The organism is Streptomyces sp. NBC_01232, assembly GCF_035989885.1.
GTDB lineage: Bacteria > Actinomycetota > Actinomycetes > Streptomycetales > Streptomycetaceae > Streptomyces.
This window is the reverse complement of the sequence record NZ_CP108518.1, coordinates 6,776,546-6,796,088: the sequence shown is the minus strand read 5'-3', so window position 1 is coordinate 6,796,088 and position 19,543 is coordinate 6,776,546. Positions and strand designations below refer to the sequence as shown.

17 protein-coding genes are annotated in these 19,543 nt (G+C 72.0%); 8 read left to right on the top strand and 9 right to left on the bottom strand.

The features are described from left to right. Positions 1-30: 30 nt before the first annotated feature. Entirely contained in the window at positions 31-762 is a 732-nt protein-coding gene (locus tag OG444_RS31305; protein ID WP_327265356.1) for a MerR family transcriptional regulator, read from the top strand. Positions 763-783: 21 nt separating this feature from the next. Here the strand turns inward: OG444_RS31305 and OG444_RS31300 are convergent, their stop codons facing one another. Both OG444_RS31300 and OG444_RS31295 read right to left on the bottom strand, forming a co-directional pair. Then, a complete protein-coding gene (locus OG444_RS31300; protein ID WP_327265355.1) occupies positions 784-1,887 on the bottom strand; it encodes an IS481 family transposase in 1,104 nt (367 codons plus the stop codon). Positions 1,888-1,936: 49 nt separating this feature from the next. Then, positions 1,937-2,335 carry a VOC family protein gene (locus OG444_RS31295; protein WP_327265354.1) on the bottom strand — a complete coding sequence of 133 codons (399 nt, stop codon included), beginning with the start codon at positions 2,333-2,335 and terminating at the stop codon, positions 1,937-1,939. 93 nt (positions 2,336-2,428) lie between these two features. On the opposite strand from OG444_RS31295, the gene OG444_RS31290 reads away from it, so the two are divergent. Both OG444_RS31290 and OG444_RS31285 read left to right on the top strand, forming a co-directional pair. Continuing rightward, positions 2,429-3,439: a helix-turn-helix transcriptional regulator gene (locus OG444_RS31290; RefSeq protein ID WP_327265353.1), complete on the top strand. Its 1,011-nt coding sequence runs from the start codon at positions 2,429-2,431 to the stop codon at positions 3,437-3,439. A 143-nt stretch (positions 3,440-3,582) separates the two neighbouring features. After that, positions 3,583-4,251 (top strand): maltokinase N-terminal cap-like domain-containing protein, encoded by a 669-nt coding sequence (locus tag OG444_RS31285; protein WP_327265352.1) that lies wholly within the window; start codon positions 3,583-3,585, stop codon positions 4,249-4,251. On the opposite strand, the gene OG444_RS31280 is transcribed toward OG444_RS31285, so the two are convergent. After that, on the bottom strand, positions 4,248-4,640 hold the full coding sequence (locus OG444_RS31280) for a hypothetical protein (protein WP_327265351.1): 393 nt from the start codon (positions 4,638-4,640) through the stop codon (positions 4,248-4,250). The genes OG444_RS31285 and OG444_RS31280 overlap by 4 nt on opposite strands. A 161-nt stretch (positions 4,641-4,801) precedes the next feature. Here OG444_RS31280 and OG444_RS31275 point away from each other — a divergent pair, with 161 nt between their 5' ends. After that, entirely contained in the window at positions 4,802-5,215 is a 414-nt protein-coding gene (locus OG444_RS31275) for a hypothetical protein (protein ID WP_327265350.1), read from the top strand. An 8-nt stretch (positions 5,216-5,223) separates the two neighbouring features. Continuing rightward, on the top strand, positions 5,224-8,136 hold the full coding sequence (locus OG444_RS31270) for a tetratricopeptide repeat protein (protein ID WP_327265349.1): 2,913 nt from the start codon (positions 5,224-5,226) through the stop codon (positions 8,134-8,136). 133 nt (positions 8,137-8,269) lie between these two features. Here the strand turns inward: OG444_RS31270 and OG444_RS31265 are convergent, their stop codons facing one another. From OG444_RS31265 to OG444_RS31245, 5 genes are read right to left on the bottom strand one after another with little or no spacing between them, the layout of a single operon-like run. Further along, a complete protein-coding gene (locus OG444_RS31265) occupies positions 8,270-10,441 on the bottom strand; it encodes a 3-hydroxyacyl-CoA dehydrogenase NAD-binding domain-containing protein (RefSeq protein ID WP_327265348.1) in 2,172 nt (723 codons plus the stop codon). Positions 10,442-10,492: 51 nt separating this feature from the next. Further along, positions 10,493-11,707, bottom strand: a complete 1,215-nt coding sequence (locus OG444_RS31260; protein WP_327265347.1) for an acetyl-CoA C-acetyltransferase — start codon at positions 11,705-11,707, stop codon at positions 10,493-10,495. A gap of 54 nt (positions 11,708-11,761) precedes the next feature. Further along, positions 11,762-12,904: an acyl-CoA dehydrogenase family protein gene (locus OG444_RS31255; protein WP_327265346.1), complete on the bottom strand. Its 1,143-nt coding sequence runs from the start codon at positions 12,902-12,904 to the stop codon at positions 11,762-11,764. Positions 12,905-12,912: 8 nt separating this feature from the next. Continuing rightward, positions 12,913-13,938, bottom strand: a complete 1,026-nt coding sequence (locus OG444_RS31250; protein ID WP_327265345.1) for an LLM class F420-dependent oxidoreductase — start codon at positions 13,936-13,938, stop codon at positions 12,913-12,915. Next, positions 13,938-15,095 carry a CaiB/BaiF CoA transferase family protein gene (locus OG444_RS31245; RefSeq protein ID WP_327265344.1) on the bottom strand — a complete coding sequence of 386 codons (1,158 nt, stop codon included), beginning with the start codon at positions 15,093-15,095 and terminating at the stop codon, positions 13,938-13,940. Before OG444_RS31245 ends, OG444_RS31250 begins: the two co-directional genes overlap by 1 nt. A gap of 334 nt (positions 15,096-15,429) precedes the next feature. On the opposite strand from OG444_RS31245, the gene OG444_RS31240 reads away from it, so the two are divergent. Continuing rightward, on the top strand, positions 15,430-17,043 hold the full coding sequence (locus tag OG444_RS31240) for a hypothetical protein (RefSeq protein WP_327265343.1): 1,614 nt from the start codon (positions 15,430-15,432) through the stop codon (positions 17,041-17,043). Positions 17,044-17,254: 211 nt separating this feature from the next. Next, complete coding sequence (locus OG444_RS31235) at positions 17,255-18,454, top strand: saccharopine dehydrogenase family protein (RefSeq protein WP_327265342.1); 1,200 nt, start codon at positions 17,255-17,257, stop codon at positions 18,452-18,454. Between the two features lie 49 nt (positions 18,455-18,503). Here the strand turns inward: OG444_RS31235 and OG444_RS31230 are convergent, their stop codons facing one another. Further along, positions 18,504-19,181, bottom strand: a complete 678-nt coding sequence (locus tag OG444_RS31230) for an endonuclease V (protein ID WP_327265341.1) — start codon at positions 19,179-19,181, stop codon at positions 18,504-18,506. A 26-nt stretch (positions 19,182-19,207) separates the two neighbouring features. Between OG444_RS31230 and OG444_RS31225 the strand changes: the two genes are divergently transcribed. Next, positions 19,208-19,507, top strand: coding sequence for a YciI family protein (locus tag OG444_RS31225; RefSeq protein ID WP_327265340.1), 300 nt, complete (start codon positions 19,208-19,210; stop codon positions 19,505-19,507). The last annotated feature ends 36 nt before the right edge of the window (positions 19,508-19,543 follow it).

Sequence of the window (19,543 nt, the reverse complement as noted above, 5' to 3'; positions counted from 1 at the left end):
AGCTGTGGAGCAGAGAGCGAGGCGCAGACGATGGCCGACCAGGCACCCGAGCCGATGCTCACCGTCGACGAGCTGGCGGCCAGGGCGGGCGTCACCGTGCGCACCGTTCGTTTCTACAGCACCCGCGGGCTTTTGCCCCCTCCCGTGATCGGCCCTCGTCGGGTGGGGCACTACGGACCGGAACACCTGTCCCGGCTGGCCCTGATCGAGGAGTTGCAGCACCAGGGCATGACCCTGTCCGCCATCGAGCGCTACCTGGACGCGCTGCCGGACGACCTGAGCGCCCACGACCTGGCGATCCACCGGGCGATGGTGGCCAGTTGGGCTCCGGACGCGGCCCAGGAGGTGTCCCGGGAGGAGCTGGAGAAGCGGGCGGGGCGGAGCCTGTCGGACACCGATGTCGGGCGGCTGACGGCGATGAACGTGCTCGGCGCCTCCCGGGACGGGTTCCGGGTGGACGTGGGCCTGCTGCGGCTGGGGGTCGCACTGCTCGACGTGCCGATCGCGCACGAGACGATCCTGGCGGCGCGCACGGTACTGGTGGCGCACGCCCGGGCGGCGGCGCACGAGCTGACGGCGCTGTTCCGGGACGAGGTGTGGGGGCCGTTCACGGAGGGCGAGAGCGATCCGGAGCGGGTGGAGTCGATGAAGGCGCTGTCGGCGCACATGCAGCCGATGGTGGTCCAGGCGCTGGTGACGGCCTTCCAGCGGTCACTGCGGGAGGAACTCCGGGCGGCGTTCGTCTCGGAACCGGAGGCCTAGGTCGTCTCATTCGGATCTTGGTTACGCGAAGTCCTCGAAGGTGAGCTGCTGCGGGATGTCCGCGAGTGGTTCGGGCGGCTGGTCGAAGACGATCTGGTAGTCGCTCCCGGCGGTCCGGCTGATGGGCGGTCGGCCGCCGAGCGCTGCGTGCGGCCGCTCGTCGTTGTAGTAGTTCACGAACTCCACGAGTGCGACGCGGCGTTCATGCTCGGTTGTGTAGTCGCGGACGTACGCCCACTCGCGGGTGAGCGTCCCGTTACACCTCTCCACCTTCCCGTTCGTGCGCGGCGTGTACGGGCTGGTCCGCTTGTGCTTCGTACCGGTCGCGGCGAGGGCGTCAGCCCAGGTCGTAGACCGGTAGCACGCGCCGTTGCCGGTGAGGCAGCGGCGGATCCGCGTGATGCCGTGGGCGGCGAAGAAGGAAACGGCCCGGTTCCAGAAGGCGACCGCAGTGACGGCCTTCTCATCGTCCAGGGCCTCGGTGCAGGCGAGCCGGGAGTGGTCGTCGAGCGCCGAATGCAGGTACGTGTATCCGACCTTGCCGGTGCCGGGACCGGTGCGTTTGGAGGCGCGGGCGGACTCGGTGGCGACGCCGTGCATCCGCCAGCCGCCGCCGGTCGGGATGCGTCCGAGCTTCTTGATGTCGACGTGTACCAGGTCGCCGACCCTGTCGTGCTCGTAGCGGATGACCTCGCGCAGCTGCTCGCCGGTCGGTGGATCCAGGTCCCGGAGCCGGCCCAGTCCTCGCCTCACCAGGATGCGGTGTACGGTCGCCGGCGCGAGTGTGACGCCGTGCAGCCGCTGTAGGTCGGCGGCGAGCCGGGCTGGTCCGTGCTTGGTCTGCCGCCGCAGCGCCTCCACCAGGTCGGCGATGTCCTCGGGGGTGCGGGCGGGACTGGTGGCGGGACTGGAGGAGTGGTCGAGCAGTCCGTCCTCGCCGTGCGCGCGCCGGCGGGCGTACCACTTCGCCGGGCAGCGGCTGGTGATCCCGGCTCCAGCAGCGACGTGCGCGATCGGACGTCCGGCGTCGACCCGCAGACACAAGCGCAGACGTCCTTCGAGGGTCAGCGGTGCGTTCCGATGTCCCCTGCTGGTGGCGCTCCTGGACTCGGCGGCCGCGTTCACCGGGAGCCGTGGGATCTCAGGGCTCCCGCGTGAGCGGCTGTGCGTGGCGTCAGCGTGCGAACTTTTCGATGGCCGCCGGTGTGACGGGGGTGAAGAAGTTGACGAGGTTGCCGTCGGGGTCGCGGAACAGCAGCGACCGGTTGCCCCAGGGCATCGTGGTGGGCTCGTTGACGAAGTCGGTGACGAAGCCGGTCAGGTTCTGGTGAACGCGGTCCACGTCATCGACGAGGAACTCGGTGATCACGCTGTGATTGTCCGCCGGGCGGGCAGAGCCCGGGGCGAACAGCGGGACGGTGCGGGTGCCGGCGATCGCGAGGGTGGCGCCCGCGGTCTGGAGTTCGGCGAAGTCCTCGGTGGCCCACGTCGCCCGCGCCCCTGTGGCTCGCTCGTAGAAGTCGACGAGGCGTGCGACGTCGCCGGTGATGATGCGGATCGAGACGAAGTCCATGGGAATCTCCTTGGCTGTGCTGGAGGCGTGCTCGTCGCAGGCTAGGAGAAATAGTGGACAGAATCGGTCCTGTATTCGCGTTAGGGTGCCAACATGCCTCGACCGACCGGCCGCGTGCTGACACTCCTGGAGCTGCTGCAGTCGGGCGGCACCCGGACGGTGGCCGAACTCGCCGACCGTCTCGGCGTCGAAGGGCGCACCGTGCGCCGGTATGTGGACCAACTGATCGACCTCGACGTGCCCGTGGAATCGGTGCGCGGCCGCTACGGCGGGTACCGGCTGGCTCCCGGGTACCGCCTGCCTCCGCTCATGCTCAGCGACGACGAGGCGCTGGCCGTGGTGCTCGGCCTGGTCGCGGGCCGCCGAGCAGGGTTGACGACGACGGAGCGCACGGCAAGCGAGACGGCGTCGGCGAAGATCCGGCGGGTGCTGCCCAAGCACATCGCCCGTCGGCTCGACACCCTCCTGGAAGCTCTCGCCTTCACGGAGCAGCCCGGCGAGTTCGACACCCCGGACGCTGGGGTCCTGCTCACGATCGCCGATGCGGTGCGCCACCACCGACCGGTCTCCATCCGCTACACCGACCGTGACGGACGACGCAGCGAACGCACGCTGCACGCGTACGGGATCGTCGCCCATGCGGGCCGGTGGTACGTCACGGGCAAGGACGCCCAGACCGGCGAGGACCGAACCTTCCGGCTCGATCGCATCGCAGACGCGCGGACCCTGCCCGGCTCGTTCGAAGCGCCAGTGGGTCCCGGTCCGGAACAGCGCGTGTTGTCAGGGTTCGCCACGGCCGAATACCAGCATGAGGTGACCTTGCGGATCCACGGGACAGTCGAGCAGATCCGCGCCCACCTTCCGGCCAGCGTCGCGAGCCTGGAGGAGCACGAGTCCGCGGCCGGCGAGGACCGCGCGACCGAGCGCTGGCTGCGCGTCGAGCTGCGGGCGGAGCGGCTCGACTGGTTGCCCTCGGTACTCGCCTCACTCGACCGGCCGTTCGTCATCGAGCGCCCCGATGAACTCCGCGACCTCGTCATCGCGCTCGCCGCTCGCCTCACGTCCTACGCCGCCGAGCCTTGCCGCGAGGAACCCATGTCATGAGATGGCACACCCAGGGAGCCCGGACGACGGCCGGGGCAGCGCTCGGGGCGGCGGGGCGGACGCCGAGGACGGGGCGGACGCCCGTACGGACGGCGCACCGGTCGGCCGGTCAACACCCGGGCGTGCGGGGTAGGTTGTGGATCATGGCCGTCATTCACCGCACCACCATGTCGCCCGGCAAGCTCGAACTCCTCGCCGGCTGGCTGCCCCTGCGCCCCTGGTACCGGGGAGGCACGGGTGGCCCGCAGCTCGCCAGGGCCGGCGGTTTCCGGCTCGACGACCCCGAGGGCGAGGTGGGCATCGAGTTCATGGTGGTCACCGACACCTGCGGGGCCGCGCCGGTGAACTACCTGGTCCCGCTCACCTACCGCGGGGCGCCGCTGGAGGGTGCCGGGGACGCCCTGATCGGCACGTCCGAGCACGGTGCGCTGGGCCAGCGCTGGATCTACGACGGGACCCGCGACATGGTTCTGGTCGAGCAGCTGCTGGCCCTGCTGGCGGGCCGCGCGACGGCCCAGGACCAGAACACGAGCGACACCCCCGACCCGACGGTCGAGGTCCGCACCGGGGCGGCCGGCGTGCCGGAGGGCCTCACCGGCCCGGGGACGGTGACGGACACCGCGGACGCGACCCTGGTCACCGTGGGGCCGGCGGGGCGGGAACGCCCGGTGTGGACCCTGGCCGTCGTCCGGGTGCTGCTCCCCGGCGACGCGCCTGCCGGCGACGGCGTACGGGGGCAGGTGCTGGCCGGCTGGTCCGCCCCGGACGACGCCCGGCAGCACGGCCTGTTCGCCCACCTGGCGACGGCTTAGGCCGCTCTGATCGCCCGGTCGATCTCCGCGCCGGTACGGGCCACGACGACGGGCCACTCGTCCCTGAGGGCGGCGGGCAGGAGCTCGCGGTCCTCGTCCCGCCGGACCACGGTCGGCCCTCCGGGGACGACGAGCACGGCGTCCAGCCGTCGCAGCAGGACGGCCAGGAGGTCCATGATCCCGTCGCCTCCGAAGCGGTTGAAGGTGATGCCGGTCGGGCCGTTCACGTAGACGCCCGCCTCCTCCCCCTCCGCCGTACTCACCAGCAGGAAGTTCGTCCCCGGGTCCCTCGCCACCACATGGGGGCCGAGGATCTCGTGCGCGGCGCGCATGTCCAGCGTCGCGGGCTCACCGTGCTCGAACCGGCACACGAAGACGTCGAAACTCATGCCTTCAGCGTATCCGGCGGCCCCCCGGGCCGATGGGGGCAGCGGCGTGATCAACGGCCCAAATCGGCCATGAGCGGCGGGATTTGGCGCTGTCAAACCCCTCGCCGGACGGTTCGTTAGCATGGCTGCAGCATCGATTCCGGGAGAAGCGAGGGCGCACGGTGGACGGTTCCATGGTGGACGCGGTGGTCGCCTCGGTGGGCGCTGCGGTCGGCGCCTACGGCACGGCGGTGCTCACCCGGGGGGAGGACGCCGCGGCGGACGCCACGGTGCGTCTCGGGCAGCGCCTGCTCGCGCGCCTGCGGCGCGACCCGCAGTCCGAGGGCCAGATCGTCGAGGCGGTCGAGGACGTGGCCGCCCACCCCGGGGACGACGACTACCTCGGACTGCTCCGCGCGAAGATCGTCAGAGTGGTCGAGGGCGACGGGGCCCTGGCCGGGGAACTGGCCGCACTCCTCGCGGCGGCCGGCCGGCCGGTGGTCACGGTCAGCGGCGACCGCACGGTCGCGGTGCGGGAGAACACCGGCATCGTCTCGCTGGGCGACCACGCCACCAACACCGTCGGGGATCGCTGAGCGTCGGCGTGGAACCCTTGAGCCGACGGGCCGAGGTCTCGGTCAACCACGGGATCATCTCCCTGGGCGACGGGGCGAGCAACACGGTCAACAACTACCACCACCCCCTGCCCTCGGCGGCGTCGCTGAGCTGGCCGGGCGGTCCGGGCAGGCTCTCCCCCACGGCCCTGGCCGCCGGCCGGTTCGTGGGCCGGGAGCGGGAACTGAGCGATCTGCACACCGTCCTGCAGTCCGGAACGGGACTGATCGCCCAGACCGTCGCGGGCCTCGGCGGAGTCGGCAAATCGGCGCTGGCCTGCCGCTACGCCCAGATGCGACAGGATGCGTACAGCCCCGTCTGGTGGATCACCGCCGACAGCCCCGACCGGATCGAGGCCGGACTGGCCGCGCTGGCCGTGCGGATGGTGCCCGAGCTGAACAGCGCACCCCTGCCCGACGCCGCGGCGTGGGCCCGGAGCTGGCTGGCCTGCCACGACGGGTGGCTGCTGATCCTGGACGACGTGGCCGCACCGGCCGATGTGCAGGAGCTGATCGGTTCACTGGGCACCGGGCGTTTCCTGATCACCAGCCGCCTCGCCGAGGGCTGGCAGGACCTGGTCGACCGGCCCGTGACGCTGGGGGCCATGCCGGTCGAGGACGCCACGGAACTGCTGCGGCGTTCCTCGGGCCGCGCCGAACTTCCCGACGCGGCCCGGCTGAGTGCACGGCTGGGCCACCTGCCCCTCGCCGTCGCACAGGCGGGTGCGTACCTCTCCCAGACCGGCATCGGCGTGGGTGAGTATCTGGACCTCCTGGACCACCGGAGCGCCGAAACCTTTCGCGGAGCGGCTGCCGGGACACCCGGGGACCGGACGATCGCCGCTGTCTGGACCGTGACCCTGGACCGGATCGCCGAGGAGGACGCGCTCGCCCTCGAAGTGTTCAGGACCCTGGCCTGGTTCGCCCCCGACGGGATTCCCCGCAGCCTCCTGACGCCGATGGCCGATCAGGGACCGCTCGTCCATGCGCTGGGCCTGCTCCGCGCGTACCGCATGGTCGACTTCCTCGACCGCTCGCTGTCGGTGCACCGGCTCGTGCAAGAGGTCTTCCGCACGCCCGACGCGGCGATCCGGCACCGCGAGGACGAGGCCGTCGCCCGGGCGCGCGCCCGCTCGGTGGACCTCCTCACCCTGGCCCGTCCCGCGCCCGACGCCGGGCTCGAGGCCTGGCAGTGCTTCCTGCCGCACGCCGACGCCCTGGTCGCGCACACGACCGCGGCGCAGGACGACGCCGCGGCGACCGGCGTCTTCGAGGCGGCCGCGCGCTTCCTCGGGAGCCAGAACCTGCAGCACCGGGCGGTCCAATACTGCTCCCGGATCGCCGACTTCCACGGGCGGACGCAGGGGGCGTACGCTCCGGCCACCCTGCACGCCCGCGCCAACCTGGCGGCCGCGCAACTGGAGACGGGGGACCGGGTCCGGGCCCGTGAACTGCTCGAGGCGAACCTGTCCGACCAGCAGCAGATCCTGGGCCCCGACCACCGCCTGACCCTGGCCTCCCAGGCCTACCTGGCCTCCATCACCTACGCCGGCGGCAACCCGGACCTCGGCATCGAGCTGCTGGAGGCCAGCCTCGGCCACCGGGAACGGGTGCTGGGGGCGGACCATCCCGACACCCTGGTCTCCCGCGGGAACCTCGCCGTTGCCCACCACGAACGCGGCAACACGGTCCGGGCCACCGACCTGTTCGAGACCCAGCTCGCCGACTGCCTCAGGGTTCTGGGCCCGGACCACTTCGACACCCTGCGCTCCCGCCACCACCTCGCCAGTGCCCGGCACGCCGCGGGGAACGCGACGGAGGCCGCCCGGCAGCTCACGGCACTCCTCACCGACTGCGAGCGGGTCCTGGGGGCGAGTCACCCCCTGACCGCGGACGTCCGCTCCGACGTCGCCGCCGTCGCATCGGAGCTCACCCAGCAGCCGCGCGACGACATCGAGCAGCTGCGGGCGGATGTCCTCGGACGCGAACGGGAGCACGGCCCGGAGCACCGGAGCACCGTGTCCGCCCGCGCCGTGCTCGGGAGTGCGTACCTGCGGGCCGGAGACGTCCGGTCGGCCACCGAGGTCCTGGAGACCGCACTGGGGTACTCCCTGTGGGTGCTGGGACCGGACCATCCGGCCACCCTGCACATCGGTCACCAGCTCGGCGACGCCTACTTCGCCGCCGGCCGGGAAGCGCTGGGGGCCGAGATGGTGCGCGAGGCCCTGGCCGACTGCGAAAGGGTGCTGGGCCCCGGCCAGTGGGAGACCGAGAACGTCCGGGCCACCCTCGTGTTCATGGCCATGTCCTCCCTCGCCGACCGCGTCCCCGGGGTTCGGGCGGTGCGGCGCCTGCTGAAACGGATGCGCCGTCGCGGCCGGCCGGACGGGTCGGGCCCGGCCGCCGGTGACCGGGGGTGGATGCGTCCCGGCACCGACCCCGAGCGGGTCCGCGCGGCGGCGGCCGAGGGGCTGCGGCTGTGCGGGGAGGGCGAACTGCGCGGGGCGGAAGGGCACCTGCGGGTCGCGTGCGACGGCGGGAACACCTCGGCGATGGCCAATCTGGGGATGGTGCTGGCCCGGACCGGCCGCCCCGCCGGAGCCGAGTTCTGGCTGCTGCGCGCGGTCGAGGCCGGTGAGGAAGGCGCGGCCGGACCCCTCGGGGGCCTGCTGGCCGAGGCGGGATGGTTCAAGGAGGCCCAGCCCTGGCTCCGGCGCGCCGCGGCGACCGGTTCGGTCGACTCGATGATGGACCTCGGGCACGTGCTCATCCGCACCCGCCGGGGCCGGAGCGAGGCCGAGCTGTGGTACCGGCGGGCGGCCGAAGCGGGAGACCCGGAGGCCGCCCGCTTCCTGGAGCAGTGGGCGGCCCTGCGTCCCCGGCGGCGGCCGGGACCGGGCTGAGCCGCCTTCCGGCCACTGCCGGACTCACGAAGTGCCGTACGGCGTCCTGCCCCGGCCACCGGATCGGCCGGCCGGGGATGCGGAGGCGGCGGTGCCCCGGGCCCGCTCGCGGGCGGGCCCGGGGCGGGCGTGCTCAGTCCGCGTAGGTCTCGCCCCGCTCGGCCTTCGCGATCAGCGAGGCCGGCGGGGTGAAGCGCTCGCCGTACGTCTCGGCGAGCTCGCGGGCGCGGGCCACGAAGCCGGGCAGGCCGCCCTCGTAGCCGTTGATGTACTGGATCACGCCGCCCGTCCAGGCCGGGAAGCCGATGCCCATGATGGAGCCGATGTTGGCGTCGGCGATCGAGGTGAGGACGCCCTCGTCGAGGCAGCGGACGGTGTCCAGGGCCTCGGAGAAGAGCATCCGCTCCTTCATGTCCCGGAACGGGACGTCGACGCCCGGGCTGCCGAAGTGTTCGCGCAGGCCCGGCCAGATGCGGGAGCGCTTGCCGGACTCGTCGTACTCGTAGAAGCCGGCGCCACCGCTGCGGCCGGTGCGGCCGAACTCGTCGACCATGCGGTCGATGACCGTGTCGGCGGGGTGCTCGGTCCAGGTCCGGCCCTCGGCCTCGAAGGCCTTGCGGCTCTCGTTGCGGATCTTGCGCGGCAGGGTGAGGGTGAGCTCGTCCATCAGGGAGAGCACCTTGGCCGGGTATCCGGCCTGGGCGGCGGCCTGCTCGATGGAGGCGGGCTCCACGCCCTCGCCGACCATCGCCACGCCCTCGTTGATGAACTGTCCGATGACGCGCGAGGTGAAGAAGCCGCGCGAGTCGTTGACCACGATCGGCGTCTTGTTGATCTGGCGGACCAGGTCGAAGGCGCGGGCGATGGCCTCGTCGCCGGTCTGCTCACCCTTGATGATCTCCACCAGCGGCATCTTGTCGACGGGCGAGAAGAAGTGCAGCCCGATGAAGTCGACCGGCCGCGAGACCCCTTCCGCGAGGCCCGTGATGGGCAGCGTGGAGGTGTTGGAGCAGAGCAGCGCGTCCGGCTCGATGACGTCCTGGATCTCCTGGAACACCTTGTGCTTGAGGGAGGTGTCCTCGAAGACGGCCTCGATGACGGCGTCGCAGCCGGCGAGGTCGGCCGCGTCGGCGGTCGTGGTGATGCGGGCGAGCAGCTCGGCGCGCCCCGCCTCGGTGGTGCGGCCCCGGGAGAGCGCCTTGTCGAGCAGCTTCTCGGAGTACGCCTTGCCCTTGGCGGCAGCCTCGGCCGTGACGTCCTTGAGGACGACCTCGATGCCCGCGCGGGCGCAGGAGTACGCGATGCCCGCGCCCATCATCCCCGCGCCGAGGACGGCGACCTTGCGGACCTTGCGGGGCGCGACGTCCTGCGGGCGGCTGCGGCCGGCGTTGACGGCCTGGAGGTCGAAGAAGAACGCCTGGATCATGTTCTTGGCGGTCTGGCCGGTGACCAGCTCGGTGAAGTAGCGGGCCTCGATGGTGAGCGCGGTCTCGAAGTCCACCTGGGAGCCCTCGACGGCGCAGGCCAGGATGTTGCGCGGCGCCGGGTAGGGGGCCCCGTTCAGCTGCTTCTTCAGGCTGGCCGGGAAGGCCGGGAGGTTGGCGGCGAACCGCGGGTTGGACGGCGTACCGCCCGGGATCTTGTAGCCGGGTACGTCCCAGGGCTGCTTCGACTCGGGGTTCGCGTCGATGAAGGCGCGGGCCTTGGCCAGCATCTCCTCGGGGGTGGCGGCCAGTTCGTGCACGAGGCCGTTGTCCAGGGCGCGCTGCGGGGTGTACTGGGTGCCCTGGAGCAGCACCTTGAGCAGCGCGTCGGCGATGCCCATCAGGCGCACGGTACGGGTGACTCCGCCACCGGCGGGGAGGAGGCCCAGGGTGACCTCGGGCAGGCCGATCTTCGAGCCGGGGGCGTCGAGGGCGACGCGGTGGTGGGAGGCCAGCGCGATCTCGTAACCGCCGCCGAGCGCGGCGCCGTTGATGGCGGCGACGACGGGCTTGCCGAGGGTCTCGATGCGGCGCAGGGAGCGCTTGATCTCGGTGCCGGTGTCGAAGGCGATCTGCGCGTGCTCGGGGCGCAGCTGGATCATGTCCTTGAGGTCGCCGCCCGCGAAGAAGGTCTTCTTGGCGGAGGTGAAGATGATGCCCCGGATGGAGTCCTTCTCGGCCTCGGCGCGGTCGGCTACGCCTGCGATGGAGTCCTTGAAGGCCTGGTTCATCGTGTTGGCGGACTGGTTGGGGTCGTCGAGGATCAGGGTGACGACGCCGGTCTCGTCCTGTTCCCAGCGGATCGTGGTGGACTCGCTCATGGTCACTGCTTTCGTTTCGGAAGGTCCGGTGGGCAGGGGGAACAGGACGGATCAGAGGCGTTCGACGATGGTGGCGACGCCCATGCCGCCGCCGACGCAGAGGGTGACGAGCCCGTAGCGCTTGTCCTGGCGCTCCAGCTCGTCGACGATCGTGCCGAGGATCATCGCGCCGGTGGCGCCGAGCGGGTGGCCGAGCGCGATGGCGCCGCCGTTGACGTTGACCTTGTCGAGGGACAGGCCCATGTCCTTGACGAAGCGCAGGACGACGCCCGCGAAGGCCTCGTTGATCTCGACCAGGTCGATGTCGTCGATGGTCAGTCCGGCCTTGGCGAGGGCCTTGCGGGTGGCGGGGGCGGGGCCGGTGAGCATGATGGTGGGCTCGGAGCCGGAGACGGCCGCCGAGACGATCCGGGCGCGCGGGGTCAGACCGTTGCGCTCGCCCGCCTCGCGGGAGCCGATCGCGACGAGCGAGGCGCCGTCGACGATGCCGGAGGAGTTGCCCGCGTGGTGGACGTGGTCGATCTTCTCGACCCAGTGGTACTTCTGCAGCGCGACCGCGTCGAAGCCGCCGAGCTCGCCGATGTCGGCGAAGGAGGGCTTCAGCTTGGCGAGGGTGTCGGCGGTGGTGCCGGGGCGGACGAACTCGTCGTGGTCCAGGACGATCAGGCCGTTGCGGTCGGTGACCGGGACCACGGACTTCGCGAAGCGGCCGTCCTTGATGGCCGCGGCGGCGCGCTCCTGCGACAGGGCCGCGTACTCGTCCACGTCGCGCCGGGAGAAGCCCTCGATGGTGGCGATCAGGTCGGCGCCGATGCCCTGCGGGACGAAGCCGGTGTCCCAGTTGGTCATCGGGTCGGCGAACCAGGCGCCGCCGTCGGAGGCCATCGGGACGCGGGACATGGACTCCACGCCGCCCGCGAGGACGAGGTCCTCCCAGCCGGAACGGACCTTGGCGGCGGCCAGGTTGACGGCCTCCAGGCCCGAGGCGCAGAAGCGGTTCTCCTGGACGCCGGCCACGGTGTCCGGGAGCCCGGCGGCGATCGCCGCGATACGGGCGATGTCGGAGCCCTGGTCACCGACCGGGCCGACGACGCCGAGCACGATGTCGTCGATGGTGGCGGGGTCGAGGCCCGGGTTGCGCTCGCGCAGGGCGTGGATGAGTCCGACGACCAGGTCGATCGGCTTGGTGCCGTGCAGGGCGCCGTTGGCCTTGCCGCGACCGCGCGGGGTGCGGATCGCGTCGTATACGTAAGCTTCGGTGCTCACTGGTCAAGCCTTTCGGAGGTTTCCAAGGGGGAGGAAGAGGGAGGCAGAGGGGGTTCAGCCGAGCAGCGAACGCCCGATGATCTCTTTCATGATCTCGGTCGTGCCGCCGTAGATGGTCTGGATCCGGCCGTCGGTGAAGGCCCGTGCGACCCGGTATTCGGTCATGTAGCCGTAGCCGCCGTGGAGCTGGAGGCAGCGGTCGGCGACGCGCTTCTGCAGTTCGGTGGCCCACCACTTGGCCATCGAGGCGTGCACGTGGTCCAGTTCGCCGTTGGAGTGGTCGGTGATGCACCGGTCGAGGAAGGTCCGGGTGACGGCGACCTCGGTGGCCATCTCCGCGATCTCGAACCGGATGTGCTGCAGCTTGGCCAGCGGACGGCCGAAGGCCTCCCGCTCCTTCACGTACTGGGTGGTGATCTCCAGCAGGTGCTCGGCGGCGGCGATGCCGGCCATCGCGATGCCCATCCGCTCCTGCGCGAGATTGGTCATCAGGTGGACGAAGGCGCCGTTCAACTCACCGAGCAGGTTCTCCTTCGGGACGCGTACGTCGTTGAAGAACAGCTCGGCGGTGTCCTGGGACTTCTGGCCGATCTTGTCGAGGTTGCGGCCGCGCTCGAAGCCCTCGGTGCCGCGCTCGACGACCAGGAGCGACAGGCCGTGCGCACCGCCCTCGGGGGTGGTCTTCGCGACCACGATCACCAGGTCGGCGAGGATGCCGTTGGATATGAAGGTCTTGGAGCCGTTCAGCACCCAGTGGTCGCCGCGGTCCTCGGCGGTGGTCCGGATCCCCTGGAGGTCAGAGCCCGCGCCCGGTTCGGTCATCGCGATGGCGGTGATGGTCTCGCCGGAGCAGAAGCCGGGCAGCCAGCGGCGCTTCTGCTCCTCGGTGGCGAGCGAGGTCAGATACGGCCCGATGATGTCGTTGTGCAGACCGATGGCCAGCCCGGGGGCGCCCGCGCGGGTGAACTCCTCGGCGATCACGGCGGCGTAGCGGAAGTCGGTGTTCCCGCCGCCTCCGTACTCCTCCGGTACGGCGAGCCCCAGCAGCCCCTGGCGGCCCGCGGCCCGCCAGGCCTCACGGCTGACGATGCCGTCCTTCTCCCACTGCTCGTAGTGCGGCAGCACCTCCTTGCTGAGGAAGGTGCGCACGGTTTCCCTGAACGCCTCGTGGTCGGCGTCGAAGATGCGGCGTTGCATGGGGCCCCCTAGAGCCAGCTCTTGACGGTTTCGATCAGCCGGGCCGGATCGGGGCCGACCGGGGTGACGTTGAGCATGGTGACGCCCGCCTCGCGGAAGGCCTCGACGCGTTCGCGTACGTAGCCCTCGGGGCCGCACAGCGTCATCAGCTCGCAGAACTCGTCCGGGACGGCGGCCGCGGCGTCGCGCTTGCGTCCGGAGAGGTAGAGGTCCTGGATCTTCCGGGCCTCCTCCTCGTAGCCGTAGGCCACGGCGAGGTCGTTGTAGAAGTTCTTGCCGACCGCGCCCATGCCGCCGACGTAGAGCGCGATCTGCGGACGCGCGAGGTCCCGTGCGGCGGCCGCGTCCGGGCCGATGGCGAGCAGGCCGCCCGCGACGGTCTGCAGCGGGCCCAGTTCCGGGGACCGCTTGGCGGTGCCCTCCGCGAGCGGGCCGCCCCACACGGCGGCGGCCTTCTCCGGGATGAAGAGCGTGGGCAGCCAGCCGTCCGCGATCTCGGCGGTCATCCGCACGTTGGCCGGGCCGAGGGAGGCGATGTGGACGGGAATGGCGGGGCGGACCGGCCGGGTGAGGATCTTCAGCGGTTTGCCGTGCCGGCCGCCCTTCTCGGGCGGCAGCGGCATGTCGGTGATGCCGTGGTGGTCGATCGTCTCGCGGCGCCAGATGCGCCGGCACAGCTCGACCGTCTCGCGGGTCCGGCCGAGCGGCTTGTCGTACGCCATGCCGTGCCAGCCCTCGACGACCTGCGGGCCGGAGGCGCCGAGGCCGAGCATGGCCCGGCCGCCGGAGAGCGCGTCCAGGCCGGCGGCGGTCTGGGCGATGAGGCCGGGAGTGCGCGAGTAGACGTTGAGGATGGCCGAGCCGATCTTCAGCCGCTCGGTGCGGGCGGCGAGATAGCCCATGATCGTCGGGGAGTCGAAGCCCCAGGCCTCGGCCACCCACACGGCGTCGAGCCCGGCCGCCTCCAGCGCGGCGGCCTCGTCGGCCGCCCGGCGCGGATCCCCGGCGTAGTCGAGCATCATGGACAGTTCCATCAGTTCTCCTCCTCCTTCCCGAGCAGGGCCGGTACGTCCCAGTCGGCCGCGACCGACTCGGCGTGCGCACCCGGCTGCGCCGGGCCCGCGGTGACGGCGCCCGGGGTCACCGAGAACCGCGGCGCGGGTGCGGGCTGGACGATCCCGCCGAAGTCGGTGAAGGTCCCGCGGGCGGCGAGGTGCGGGTGGTCAGGTGCTTCGCGCAGCGAGAGCACGGGTGCCACGCAGGCGTCGCTCCCCTCGAAGACGGCCGTCCACTGCGCCCGGGTACGGGTTCTGAAGCGTGCGGCGACAACGTCGCGCAGCTCGCCCCAGCGGGCGAGGTCCTTGCGGGCCGGGGCCCGGTCCGTGATGCCGAGGAGCTCCACGAAGGTGTCGTAGAACTGCTGCTCCAGCGCGCCGACCGCCATGTACTGGCCGTCGGAGGTCTCGTAGGTGCCGTAGAAGGGGCAGCCGCCGTCGAGGAGGTTGGCCCCGCGGCGGTCCTGCCAGCCGCCCGCCGCCATCATTCCGTGGATCATGGCGGTCAGGTGGGCGGTGCCGTCGACGATGGCCGCGTCGACGACCTGGCCGGTGCCGGTGGCGCGGGCGTGGTGCAGGGCGGCGAGCACCCCGACGACCAGGTAGAGCGAGCCGCCCGCGTAGTCCCCGACCAGGTTGGCGGGTACGGCCGGCGGTTCTTCCGGCCTGCCGATCATGCCGAGGGCGCCGGTGACGGCGATGTACGCGATGTCGTGCCCCGCGCTCTCGGCGAGCGGGCCGTCCTGGCCCCAGCCGGTCATCCGGCCGTAGACGAGCCTCGGATTGCGGGCGTGGCACTCGGCCGGGCCGACGCCGAGCCGCTCGGCGACCCCCGGCCGGAACCCTTCGACGAGTACGTCGGCCTTCTCGACCAGGTCCAGGACACGGGCGGACCCGTCGGCGGCCTTGAGGTCGATGAGCACGGACCGTTTGTTGCGGTTGGTGATGTCATAGGCGGGGTTGACCGCGAGCCCGCCGCCGCCGGGCCGGTCCACCCGTACGACGTCCGCGCCCAGGTCGGCGAGGAGCATGGCGGCGAACGGTCCGGGGCCGATGCCCGCCAGTTCGACGACGCGCACGCCGGCGAGCGGGCCGTGCCCGCCCGTGTTCCGGTTCCCGTTCCCTGTCACTGCCATCGGGCCCCCAGCGGCTCTGGTGTGCATGGTGTGCATGATGTGCGGCTGTGTGACACAACTGATGTAACACCAGTGATGCTAGGAACGTGTTCCACCGAACACAAGCCCCCGTGCGGGCTCCCCGCAGGTGACCTGTCCCGGGATGTCCGACTCCGCGGGAATCGGGCCCAAGATCAAAGGGCACCCCCCTGACCAGCGGTTGCGCGGCTATGTACTCTGAACACGCTTTCGAAGCTGATCAAACGTTCAAGCAGAAAATGGGGGGCCGGTGCGCAACCGCCGACTCGTAGTCTCCGTCGCCGCCATCGCGGCAGGCGTTGGTCTCATTCCGGGCGTGGCCCAGGCCGATCCGGCCAAGCCCGACGCCCGTGGCGCGTCCACTCCCGACCTGGACCTGGGCAAGGCCGCTGCCTCCAAGTCCAAGGGCCACACCTTCACCAGCCCTGCCGACCGTACGGTGCGCAAGGCACTGCCGTCCGCCAAGACGGGCGCGGCGGGCGCCGCGGCGGTGCAGTCGGCCGAGGACAACCCGAACCTCACGGTCGGTCTGACCGGCTACGGCACGTCGGCGCACGGCATCGAGCTCAAGTCCACCCTCACGAGCGTCAGCACCCCGCTCGAGGTCACCATCGACTGGGGCGACCAGAAGACCGACGTGGTCAGCGCGTCCGGCTCCCAGGTCCTGACGAACGGGCACACCTACGCCGAGGTCGGCGCCTACACGGTCAAGGTCACCGTGAAGGACACCGCGAACGGCGTCTCCGCCGTCAACGAGATCCAGGCCGTCACGCCGGGCTCCGACTTCACCCCGCACACCCCGACCCGTCTGCTGGACACCCGCTTCGGGACCGGCGTGGCGCAGGGCAAGGTCGGCCCGGGCAAGTCGACCCGCGTCAAGGTCGGCGGCAACGGCAAGATACCCGCCGGCGTCACCGCGGTGGCCCTGAACGTCACGGTCACCAACACGACCGACAGCGGCTTCATCACGGCCTTCCCCGAGGGCACCGAGCGGCCCGAGACCTCGAACGTCAACCACAAGGCCGGCCAGACGGTCCCGAACCTGGTCATCGTGCCGGTCGGCAAGAACGGCTACGTGGAGCTGTCCAACCGCGGCTGGCAGTCGGTCGACCTGATCGCCGACGTCACCGGCTACTTCAGCCGCACGGCTTCCAGCGGCTACACCCCGGTCGACCCCACCCGCTTCGTCGACACCCGTGAGGGTCTGGGCACCGCCAAGCGCAAGCTCGGCGGTCAGTCGACCTTCGGCACCCAGATCAGCGGCCTGCGCGGCGTGCCCCAGGGCATCACCGCCGTGGCGCTGAACGTGACGGTGACCGCCCCGCAGGGCGGCGGTCACCTGACCGTGTACCCGAGCGGCGGCGCGATCCCGACGACGTCCAACCTGAACTTCCTCGCCGGCCAGACGATCGCCAACTCGGTGATCGTGCCCGTCTCCGCCGACGGAAAGATCAGCGTCTTCAACGGTGCCTGGGCCCCGGCCGACGTGGTCGTCGACGTCGTCGGCTACTACAGCAAGGACAGCCAGAGCGCCTTCCTGCCGCTGGTGCCGGAGCGCGTCTTCGACACCCGTGACCCCAACGACGCGGTCTACGGGCCGCTGTGGGGCGACAGCTACATCTACCTGCCGATCTCGCACGACGACCCCAGCGTCACGGGCTTCGTGCTGAACTCCACGGTCACGAACACGAACGGCAACGGGTACCTCACGGTCACCCCGGACCCGAACTCGGCGGACGACTACGTCAACGAGACGGCCATCTGGCCGACGCCGCCGAACTCCTCCAACCTGAACTGGACGAAGGGCGACACCGTCCCGAACCTGGTCCAGGCGAGCACCGGCAGCAACGGCATCATCGACTTCTGGAACCGTGGCTGGGACGACATCGACCTCGTCGTCGACCTCTTCGGTCTGTACCAGAAGGGCTAGCGGCCCCCGCCCCGGCCCGCCCGACGGGCGGCCGGGGGCAGGTGGCCCCACAGCGCCCCTCACAGCGCCCCGGGCACGGCTTCCACGCCGTGCCCGGGGCGCTGTTCTCGTACCGCCCGGTCCGCGTCACCCCGTCGGCCCCACCCGCCCGCGCCGACGGCCGGGCATCGCGCTAGCCTCGGCCACCGAAACCCCCCTGGGAGGAGCGCTCATGAACGCCACTGTCCCGCACGACCGGCCGGAACGTGCCTACGACGTCGTACTCTTCGGCGCCACCGGGTTCGTGGGCGCCCTCACCGCCGAATACCTCGCCGCGCACGCACCCGCCGGCTGCCGGTGGGCCCTCGCCGGCCGGGACACGGCGAAGCTGGAGCGGCTGCGCGAGCGGCTCGCCTCGATCGATCCGGCATGCGCGCAGCTTCCCCTGCTGCGGGCCGACGCCCTGGACGCGGCGGCCGTGCGCGAACTGGCCGCGTCCACCCGGGTCCTGGCCACGACGGTGGGGCCGTACGTCTGGTACGGGGAGGAGCTCGTGGCCGCCTGCGCCGAGGCGGGCACCGACTACGTGGACCTCACCGGTGAGCCGGAGTTCGTGGACCGCATGTACGTCGAGCACGACGCGCGGGCCCGGGAGACCGGGGCGCGGATCGTGCACGCCTGCGGCTTCGACTCGATCCCGGCCGACCTCGGCGCGTACTTCACCGTCCGGCGGCTGCCGCAGGGCGTCCCGCTGACCGTCGACGGGTTCATGCGGTCCAACGCCCTCTTCTCCGGCGGCACCCTGGCCTCCGCGCTGACCGCGCTGAGCCGTGGCCCCCAGACCCTGGCTGCCGCCCGGGCCCGCCGGCTGCACGAGCCCCGCCTGCTGGGCCGGCGGGCGCGCGGCCCGGTGGGGGCGCCGCGGTTCAGCCGGGAGACCGGCACCTGGGCGCTGCCGCTGCCCTCGCTGGACCCGCGGATCGTGGCCCGGTCGGCGGCCGCGCTGGAGCGCTACGGCCCGGACTTCCGCTACCGGCACTACGCCTCCGTGAAGCACCTGCCCGTCGCGGTGGGCGGTACGGCGGCGCTGGGAGCGACGGTGGCCCTGGCCCAGGTGCCGCCGGCCCGGCGGTGGCTGATGGACCGCTGGGAGCCGGGGCGGGGGCCGGACGCGGAGCGCCGCGCGCGCAGTTGGTTCACCGTGCGGTTCGTGGGCGAGGGCGGCGGCCGGCGCGTGCTCACCGAGGTGGCGGGCGGCGACCCCGGCTACGGCGAGACGGCGAAGATGCTGGCCGAGTCGGCGCTGTGCCTGGCCCATGACGCCCTGCCGGAGGCGGCCGGGCAGCTGACGACGGCCTCGGCGATGGGCGACGCCCTCATCGCCCGCCTCCAGAAGGCCGGGATCACCTTCCGGGTGGCGGACGTCCGCTGACCGACCGCGCTGTCGGGGGCCGGGCGCGCCCGCTGTTGCGAGGCCGGTGTCAGGAGGCCTCCCGCAGCGCCTTCCGGCACAGGGAGTCGGCGCGGCGGGTGGTCTCGGGGATCCGGAAGCGAGGGCTCAGGGCCAGGGTGTGCGCGCAGGCGTTGTCCAGCGAGACCCGGTGCCCGACGGAGACGTACACGGGCTTGATCCCGTCCTGGGTGCGCAGCGCCCGCCCGACCTCGGCCCCGTCGGCCGCGAGCAGCGCGGCGGCCTCACCGCGCCGGGCGCCCGGTTCCTCGTAGGTGAAGGTGAACGGGTTCTTCGCGACGCCGATGGCCGGGAGCCCGGTGACCACGCCGAGGTGGCAGGCGAGGCCGAAGCCGCGGGGGTGGGCGAGGCCGTAGCCGTCGCAGACGACGAGGTCCGGCTGGGTGTTCAGGGAGTCGAGGGCGGCCAGTACGGTCGGCAGCTCGCGGAAGGCGAGCAGCCCGGGCACGTAGGGGAAGCTCACGTGCCCGACGGCGGTGGCCTCCTCCACGACCTCGAGGGTGGCCGCGTCGAGCACCACGGCCGCGGCGGCGACCAGGTCGCGGGCGTCGTCGTAGGCGACGTCCACTCCCGCGACCAGGCCGCGGCCGGGTGGGGGGCCGGGCTCGGTGAGCACGACCTGATGGCGTAGTTCGTCCTGTATCGCCCGGGCCTCGGCCTCGTCGGCGGGGATCTTCGCGCTCGTCATGATGGAGCGAGAGTAGCCTGGCGATCATGTTCGTCATGGAGCTCACCTACACCGCCCCCGTCGAATCCGTCGAGGAGCAGATGGACGCCCACATCGCCTGGCTGGACGGCTACTACGCCGCCGGGGTCTTCCTCGCGTCGGGTCGCAAGGTCCCGCGCGACGGGGGCGTGATCCTGGCCGGCGGGGTGTCCCGGGGCGAGATCGAGCGGATCGCGGCCGAGGACCCGTTCACCTTGGCGGGCGTCTGCGCCTACACCATCACCGAGTTCATCGCCACGAAGACCTCGGCGGACCTGTCGACGGTGCGGGAGAACCCGGTCGTGTAGGGACGGGCGCCGACCCCGTCCCCTCTCCCCGCTCTC

Coding starts and splice junctions, on each gene's coding strand:
- OG444_RS31305 (WP_327265356.1), top strand. CDS start 31: ATGGCCGACCAGGCACCCGAGCCGATGCTCACCGTCGACGAGCTGGCG.
- OG444_RS31295 (WP_327265354.1), bottom strand. CDS start 2,335: ATGGACTTCGTCTCGATCCGCATCATCACCGGCGACGTCGCACGCCTC.
- OG444_RS31290 (WP_327265353.1), top strand. CDS start 2,429: ATGCCTCGACCGACCGGCCGCGTGCTGACACTCCTGGAGCTGCTGCAG.
- OG444_RS31285 (WP_327265352.1), top strand. CDS start 3,583: ATGGCCGTCATTCACCGCACCACCATGTCGCCCGGCAAGCTCGAACTC.
- OG444_RS31280 (WP_327265351.1), bottom strand. CDS start 4,640: ATGAGTTTCGACGTCTTCGTGTGCCGGTTCGAGCACGGTGAGCCCGCG.
- OG444_RS31265 (WP_327265348.1), bottom strand. CDS start 10,441: ATGAGCGAGTCCACCACGATCCGCTGGGAACAGGACGAGACCGGCGTC.
- OG444_RS31255 (WP_327265346.1), bottom strand. CDS start 12,904: ATGCAACGCCGCATCTTCGACGCCGACCACGAGGCGTTCAGGGAAACC.
- OG444_RS31250 (WP_327265345.1), bottom strand. CDS start 13,938: ATGGAACTGTCCATGATGCTCGACTACGCCGGGGATCCGCGCCGGGCG.
- OG444_RS31245 (WP_327265344.1), bottom strand. CDS start 15,095: ATGGCAGTGACAGGGAACGGGAACCGGAACACGGGCGGGCACGGCCCG.
- OG444_RS31235 (WP_327265342.1), top strand. CDS start 17,255: ATGAACGCCACTGTCCCGCACGACCGGCCGGAACGTGCCTACGACGTC.
- OG444_RS31230 (WP_327265341.1), bottom strand. CDS start 19,181: ATGACGAGCGCGAAGATCCCCGCCGACGAGGCCGAGGCCCGGGCGATA.
- OG444_RS31225 (WP_327265340.1), top strand. CDS start 19,208: ATGTTCGTCATGGAGCTCACCTACACCGCCCCCGTCGAATCCGTCGAG.